The 7,396-nt window shown below is 42.4% G+C and carries 6 protein-coding genes; 3 read left to right on the top strand and 3 right to left on the bottom strand.

Annotated elements, in window-relative coordinates:
- Positions 1 to 320: 320 nt before the first annotated feature.
- From H6A61_RS12545 to H6A61_RS16010, 3 genes are all read right to left on the bottom strand, one after another.
- Positions 321 to 1,886 (bottom strand): ATP-binding protein, encoded by a 1,566-nt coding sequence (locus H6A61_RS12545; RefSeq protein ID WP_204394061.1) that lies wholly within the window; start codon positions 1,884 to 1,886, stop codon positions 321 to 323.
- Positions 1,887 to 2,430: 544 nt separating this feature from the next.
- On the bottom strand, positions 2,431 to 2,721 hold the full coding sequence (locus H6A61_RS12540) for a hypothetical protein (RefSeq protein WP_204394059.1): 291 nt from the start codon (positions 2,719 to 2,721) through the stop codon (positions 2,431 to 2,433).
- Between the two features lie 4 nt (positions 2,722 to 2,725).
- Positions 2,726 to 3,703, bottom strand: coding sequence for an AAA family ATPase (locus H6A61_RS16010; RefSeq protein ID WP_239469212.1), 978 nt, complete (start codon positions 3,701 to 3,703; stop codon positions 2,726 to 2,728).
- A gap of 338 nt (positions 3,704 to 4,041) precedes the next feature.
- Between H6A61_RS16010 and H6A61_RS12530 the strand changes: the two genes are divergently transcribed.
- The 3 genes from H6A61_RS12530 (at position 4,042) to H6A61_RS12520 (ending at position 7,346) form a co-directional block, all read left to right on the top strand.
- Positions 4,042 to 5,154, top strand: a complete 1,113-nt coding sequence (locus tag H6A61_RS12530; RefSeq protein ID WP_204394057.1) for an MraY family glycosyltransferase — start codon at positions 4,042 to 4,044, stop codon at positions 5,152 to 5,154.
- Positions 5,155 to 5,253: 99 nt separating this feature from the next.
- Complete coding sequence (locus H6A61_RS12525) at positions 5,254 to 6,726, top strand: capsule assembly Wzi family protein (RefSeq protein ID WP_204394055.1); 1,473 nt, start codon at positions 5,254 to 5,256, stop codon at positions 6,724 to 6,726.
- Positions 6,727 to 6,869: 143 nt separating this feature from the next.
- Entirely contained in the window at positions 6,870 to 7,346 is a 477-nt protein-coding gene (locus H6A61_RS12520) for a lipocalin-like domain-containing protein (RefSeq protein WP_204394053.1), read from the top strand.
- Positions 7,347 to 7,396: the final 50 nt, after the last annotated feature.

Here is a 7,396-nt window from a genome sequence, read left to right as displayed (position 1 = left end):
TGCCAAATTATTAGTTTTTGAGTTTTTTAGTTTTTGAGTTTTTAAGTTCAAAATGCAGTTATAATTTACTGTTATGCAAAATATTTTCTATATCAGGCTATAAAAACTACTATGTGGTGAGACTAATACTTCGTATGGTATCGTCACAAAATAGAAATGCAGGATTTAAGGATTTACTTGCTGGAGGGTGATGAAATGTGTTGTTATTTAACATATTTTAAATATGTTCTATAAATGTTTTGTGAAAATAAATGTCAAGGGAGAAGTCGTCATTATACTTTTCCCTTGACATTGTTGCTTTTGTCCGTATTGCTTTGATCTTACTCCCTCACCTCAAACCCCGCTATCGTTCCGGTCTCGGACGAGAACACGGCTCCTATCCTATAGAGTTTTCTCTTGTCCGACGCATATTCCAGGGCATATCCTTTTTCCTCTATCTGGCGCAGGGCTTCCTCTGCAGTGCCGTCAAGCTTGAACTCGAAGATATACACATAGTCCGGAGTCTCCACTATGCAATCCACTCTGCCGCGGCTCTGAACCTTTTCCGTATAGACGGTATAGACACTTATCAGGCGCATTATCAGATAGAACGTGTAGTGGAAGTAGCGTTCACGCTCACGCTCGTTCTCCTTGCGGCGCATGGTGTATGGTATGCTTGCCAGGAAGGAGGTCAGGCCGTCGCGGAAATCATCCAATCTTCCTTCCTCCAGTTGCGATACGGCATCGTCAATCCATGAGTTCACACTTTCGCGCGTGTTGAAATACCCGGCCGCCACGAGCGAAAGGAATCCTTTCCTTACTTCATTGTTCGGATAATCCAGCAGAAACTTGTTTCGCCTTATGTCAAAATCCTTGATGGTCAGATAACCGCTCTGATATATCATCGGAAGCGGTTGCTCCACCGTTGCCTTATAGTCGATGAACTCCTCCGGAGCATAATACCTGCCTGTTATCTCGTCCATGTTTTCGTCCGAGTGCGCCAGCAGGCGAAGCAGGTATGTAGGGGTACCGCTCTTGAACCAGTAGTCGTTCATCTCTTTGGATTTCATGGCGTTGAGCATGCTGAACGGATTATACACATCCGTCATCCTGCTGCTGAAGTGATAGCCGTCATAACAGGCCTTCAGCTTATTCTTCATCTCGTCGTACGTACAACCGTATTCTTCGGCCATCTTCGTGATGCCTTCATTGAAATACGCCTCTATCTCCTCAGTGGTGATGCCGCACAAGGTTTCGTAATCCCTGACCATGCTGATATCCTCGGGCTGGTTGAACCCGCTGAACACGCTCACCTGCGAGAACTTGGTCACTCCCGTAAGGAATACGAACTGAAGATGCTCGTCGGCTCCCTTGAACACGGAGTAGAAGCCTTTAAGGATGTTGCGGTGTTCCTCTTCCAGACTCTTGTCAACATCCATCACGTCCAGCATGGGCTTGTCGTATTCATCCACCAGTACCACGGCACGCAGTCCTGTCATGTTGTGGGCGGCTTCGAGCACTCTTTTAAACCTGAACCCTGTAGGAATGTCCGTGTCCGTCACTACTCCCATCTCATGCTCCCATGTGGAAATATAGCTGTCTATCAGTCTCTGCAATATCCCTTTTTGAGTGAAATCTTCTCCGTTGAAGTCTATATGAAACACCGGATATACCTTCCAGTCCTTCTCCAGAGAGTCTATTTTCAATCCCTTGAACAGCTCTTTCCTGCCTAAGTAATAGTTCTTGAGTGTAGATACCAATAGGCTCTTACCGAAACGGCGGGGACGGCTCAGGAAATAAATTTTTCCTTCGTGTGTCAGGCGGTAAAGCAAATCCGTCTTGTCTATATACAGATAATTGTCCTCAATTATCTGGTCGAAACTTTGTATTCCAATAGGGTATTTCATGTAAGTCAATTAAGAATTAAAAATTAATAATTAATAACCAAAGGTCAGCGAAGCTAAACCTCGTTAACTAGTATCCACAAAAGTAAGTTTTATTCACGATTTTGCCAAATTATTAGTTTTTTTTAGTTGACAAGGAACCAGGAAATGGTTGACGAGGCTTACTAGTGCGTTCTTCTAAGTTATAGTTTTTCTTATTTATTGCCGGTCTTTCCCCGTTCTTCAAGTTCTCTCTTCGCTTTCTCAATCTTTTGCAAGGATTCGAAGGCTGGACGGGAGTTGGAGCGGTCAATAACAAGTCTATAGTGACAATTAGGACATTCTATTGTCTTTCCGTCCAGTATTTCTTTAATATTGAATTCCAGATACTTGCCGCATTGCGGACAGGCGATTCCCGGAGGATATTAAGTTTGTTTTGCAACCTTGCCCACGGTTATATGTCTTATATACAAAAAAAGCATTTGGGAGTTCCGTCAGAACGGTTCTCCCAAATGCTTTATATTTCTCCACTTCAGCCTTAAGTAAATATTAACGTATTTTGTCAGTATTACTCTGCCAATATATCGCTCAACACCTGCTTATCTGCTTTATATTGTTCTTCTTTCAAATACCTTACAATGCTAGCCAGTTTCTGAAAAGTTGACGCTTTCTTCAAAGCCTTGAACAGATTCCTGTATTTTACGGAACTTTTAGCGTCAATCTTCTTTGTTTCCTTTTTCATGCTTTCAAAATCAGATGGCATATTATGTTTTTCCAAATCAACACCTAATTCCTTTACAGCATTCAGAATGAAGACTTCCACTGCCGGGGAAGAGGGTATAATGAAATTGTCACTCATAATCTTATCTCATATACATTTCGTAGTTGAAAAACAAATCTATTCCGGCATTATACACTTCATTCAGTTCCTCGTCAGTAAGACGTTTTATAATGGTCTTGCCTTCCTGTAAGTCAGTCAGATACACAGCCACTTCATCGGTCTTGAGTTCCAGAAAATCGTTTACCACATATGGGCTGTGTGTAGTGATGAAATATTGGTTGCTCTTGTCGTCAGTTATGCTACCGGTCACTTTGGATATGAACGGAGGGTATGAATGGGCCTCAATCTCTTCAAGCATAATTACAGAGCCTTTGTTGCTGCTTATTGCCGCCTTGTAGAAAATGAGACGCTGCAATGTGTCCGATACAGAGAAAAACGGTATGGAAAATACAGTTGTCTCGTTAAGCTGTTTTTGGAATTTTATTTCCCTGGTTGCCGTATCAAACAAAAGCTGCAAATCGTATTCGGCAACAACCTCTCTGATTTCGTTTGTCAGATTAGTGTCATTCTGTATGATTTGCATTATGTTCTCCCCCCCTATTGGCATGAGACAAGGTACGTCTGACACAGAAAATTTGTCCAGTTTCTTGAAATCATATTTTTTGAATTCAGGCATCAATATGGCATTGTTCCGCTTTGTAACTATCTTGCCGGTATTGATGACAAGATTCTCTTTCTTATCGCTGTCAGAGTAATCCCATGTATATTTGATACCGTCATTATTGGTAATGAGTAAGCTGTGATTTCCAGCAATTACATTTATTGGTTCTGATGTGTTCCCGTTGAAAAACAGCTCGTTCATGCTGTTACTGTATCTCACCAGATCACGCATTTCACGTTTTGAATATGCCAGATAAGGTACTGAGAACAATGACAGGGCTTCCAGTATGTTACTTTTACCTACATTCGGACGGCCTAACAACAGGTTATATCGTCTGCAGTCTGCCAACTCTATTCCGACTAATGACTTGAAGTTGTTTATCTTTATGTTTTCTATCATGATTATCTTCTCCCTTGGGTACGCTTCGCGGCTACCTCCCACATCCTTCGCTTCACTCAGATGTGCAAGATAGTCCGTATTTTATCCAAAATTATCCACAAAAGTAAGTCTAATTCCCGATATAACCAACATAAACCGTCGTTTTCTGTTGTCCGGCATAATAAATCACCTAAAATTTATCATTCCACAAAAATATATTGGTTTTCAGAATGAAAAAACTGTTCTGTGGCTCAATTAAAGCATAAAAGATTTTGCTTTGTCAGATAAATGCGATATTTTTGCAATCACTTGCTACAGCAAGATGAAAAACAAGTGGATTTAACAAAATTTTAAATTTTATGGCGAATGTTTATATTCTTATAGGGGCTTTCTTGGCTGCTATAGTACTGGGGAGGATTATAATTCCTAACATTCTTATAATTTCTTTAAGAAAAAGGCTGTTTGATCAGCCTGATGCTAGAAAGGTACATAACCGTCCTATTCCGCGTCTGGGGGGAGTAACATTCTTTCCCGTTATCGTTTTTACTTTTGCTGTGACTACAGCTCTAAGAGTAATGATGAATGAGATAGAATATGAGGTTTTTACTGCAAAAATGGCGTGCGAATTTCTCTTCCTCATAGCAGGTCTTACCTTACTTTATATCATAGGTATAGGTGATGATCTTATTGGCGTTCGCTATCGCAAGAAATTCCTTGTACAGATTATTTCCGCATCACTCTTCCCTATTGCCGGACTTTATATAAATAATTTCTACGGAGTGTTTGGTATAACTGAAATACCTGCATGGATAGGTATGCCGTTCACAGTTCTTCTGGTGGTATTCATTACCAATGCTATTAATCTTATCGACGGTATTGACGGACTTGCTTCCGGCCTTAGTATGGTGGCTCTTGTAATATTTGGGGTGATATTCATGCACTATAAGTTATGGAATTTCGCCATTCTTGCTTTTATCTGCGTGGGTGTGATTATTCCTTTCTTTGCATATAATGTATTCGGTAATGCCGACAGGGGACGCAAGATATTTATGGGAGATACCGGCAGTCTTAGTTTGGGATATATTATAAGTTTCTTTGTTATAAAATACTGTATGTACATACCTGGCGAAGATATGCAGGCATACGGCGCTCCTGTAGTAGTGGCATTCAGTATGCTTCTTGTTCCTTGTCTTGATGTCATTAGAGTTGTATTGAAACGTGCCCGTCTTGGACATCCGCTTTTCTTGCCGGACAAGAATCATATCCATCATAAATTCCTTGATATGGGATTCACTCCTAGACGTGCTCTTATTACAATTCAGACAATGTCAGCAGGTTTCTGTGCATTTTCATTCATTGCTGTAAGACACATGAACAACACACTAGTGTTCGTCATTGATATCATAGTGTGGACATTGTTGAATCTGTGGTTTAACAGGATTATTAATAAGAGGAAGAATTCAATAAAGTGACGAGGTCTCAGTTACAAGTTAACAAGGCTCCTCGTCCGGATGGCAACCTTGTCAACTAGTCAACTAGTATCTAGTCAATTTAAAAACTTAAAAACTTACATGAAACTATACACACTCATACTTTCCCTCCTCCCGTTATGTGCTCATGCTGCAAACGACAGCATCTCAGCAAGGGTGGAAACGGAAGCAACTTTTTCGGGGGGCGATTATGCTCCCCTTTGGCTTTCTACCAACAAGTATGGCATGGGAAGCGCTGAAAGTAACAGTTTTTATCTGCGTGCTGGTGCCGACTGGAAAAGATATTTCCGTCGCGGATGGAAAATCGGTGCAGGCCTTGACCTTGCAGGCGGAGCCGGTACAGTATCCAAATTCTGGGTACAGCAGGCATATTTCGATGTATCATGGCGCATACTCGGATTGAGCATAGGAAGCAAGGAACGCATAAGCTCTCCCCTTGAAAAAAACGCCGACCTCACTTCTGGATGGATGACCGAGGGAATGAACACACGTCCCATACCTCAGGTGCGTGCTGAGATACGCGACTTTTACAGCCTCCCGTTCACCGGTCACTGGCTGGCATTGAAAGGCCATCTGGCCTACGGAGCCTTCCTTGACGGCAAGTGGCAGGAAGATTTTGCGGCTTCCGGTACACTCTACGGAAGAGATATAAAATATCACAGCAAGGCCCTGATGTTCCGTCTGGGAAACAAGGAGAAACTGCCTGTGGAATTTGAATTCGGTCTGCATATGGCAACACAGTTCTGTGGCGACCAGATGCGCAAGCTTGCTGACGGAAGCAGTGAACTTGTAATTGATATGCCGGATGGATTCCGTAACTATATAAATGCCTTCTTCCCTTCATCAGGAGGCAGCGATACCACATGGGGCGAACAAGTAAATGTAGAAGGCAATATGCTAGGAAGCTGGAATTTCGCCCTGAATTATTATTTCCGCGACTGGAAATTCCGCCTGTATCTCGATCATTATTTTGAAGATGAGTCACAATTGGTATGGCAGTACGGCAGATGGAAAGACGTACAGATAGGTCTTGACGTCACTCTTCCAAAAAACAAATGGGTAAGCAATATCCTATGGGAAGGAATATCCACAAAAGATCAGACAGGCCCGTTGCTTTATGACGGATTTGCCGGATCATTCAGTGATCTTCAGATGAGCGGCTGTGACTCATATTTCAATCATTATATATATCAATCATGGCAATACTACGGCCAGGGAATGGGTTCCCCTCTCCTGCCCGGTCCTTCATATAACAAGGATCACAGCATAACATTCCGCAGCAACCGTATGAAAGCCCATCATTTCGGATTCCAGGGCGAGCCTACCGAAGAATGGAACTGGAGACTCCTGGCTTCCTTTGCCCGTCACTGGGGAACATATGCCGGTCCTTTCGATGAAGTGAAACATCAGTTCAGCGGAATGGCCGAAGTCCGATACTCCCCTCTCAAACTGAAACACTGGAGCTTCAAAGCTGCATTAGGAGTAGATAACGGCGATTATATAGGAAACTCTGTGGGAGGAACAGTCGGAGTTCAATTTAGAATTAAAAGGTAATAAGGCTTCTTATTAGGTGACAAGGCTTCAGTTACAAGTTGACAAGGTTTGGCTTCACCGACCTTTGGTTCCATACGGATGGCGGCCTAGTCAACTCGTCAACTTGTCAACTAGTATCTAATCAACTAAAAAAACGACTCATTATGAAACAACTATCAATAAATAACCTGATCAACTCGTCAACTAGTATCTTGTTAACTCTTTTGTTCTTATGCCTTCAGCTTATCTCCTGCGAGAAAGCCCCTATCCGCTCAGATGTAGAAGGCTTCTGGAAGCTGGAGAGATTTACCGTCCTTTCCACAGACGAGACTGTAGAATGCCAAAACCTGTATTACAGCATCACCCGCCTTGTTACTGAGGTATCCGAGCGTAATGGCAGCAACGGATACGGAGCATACATCTCCCGCACAGGATATGAAGAAGATGAAACAGTCCTTGTACTCAGCGATTTCAAGGTAAGATGGAATACCAGTGATAATGGCGAGAACGCCCCCGTCGAAGGCCTCCGTCACTACGGAATAAACTCCCAGTCGGAAACAAAGTTCCAAATCATCCACTGCGACGGCAAGACCATGACACTCCTGTCAGATTATGCCCGTCTTGAATTGAGAAAGTTTTGAGGTATTTCCCCAAGCTAAAGTATCTCATTACGTTTGTTTTTCTGTGTTAT

The sequence above is a fragment of the Bacteroides caecigallinarum genome (assembly GCF_016901995.1).
In the GTDB taxonomy this organism is placed as follows: domain Bacteria; phylum Bacteroidota; class Bacteroidia; order Bacteroidales; family Bacteroidaceae; genus Phocaeicola; species Phocaeicola cellulolyticus.
This window is presented reverse-complemented; position numbering and strand designations above follow the sequence as displayed.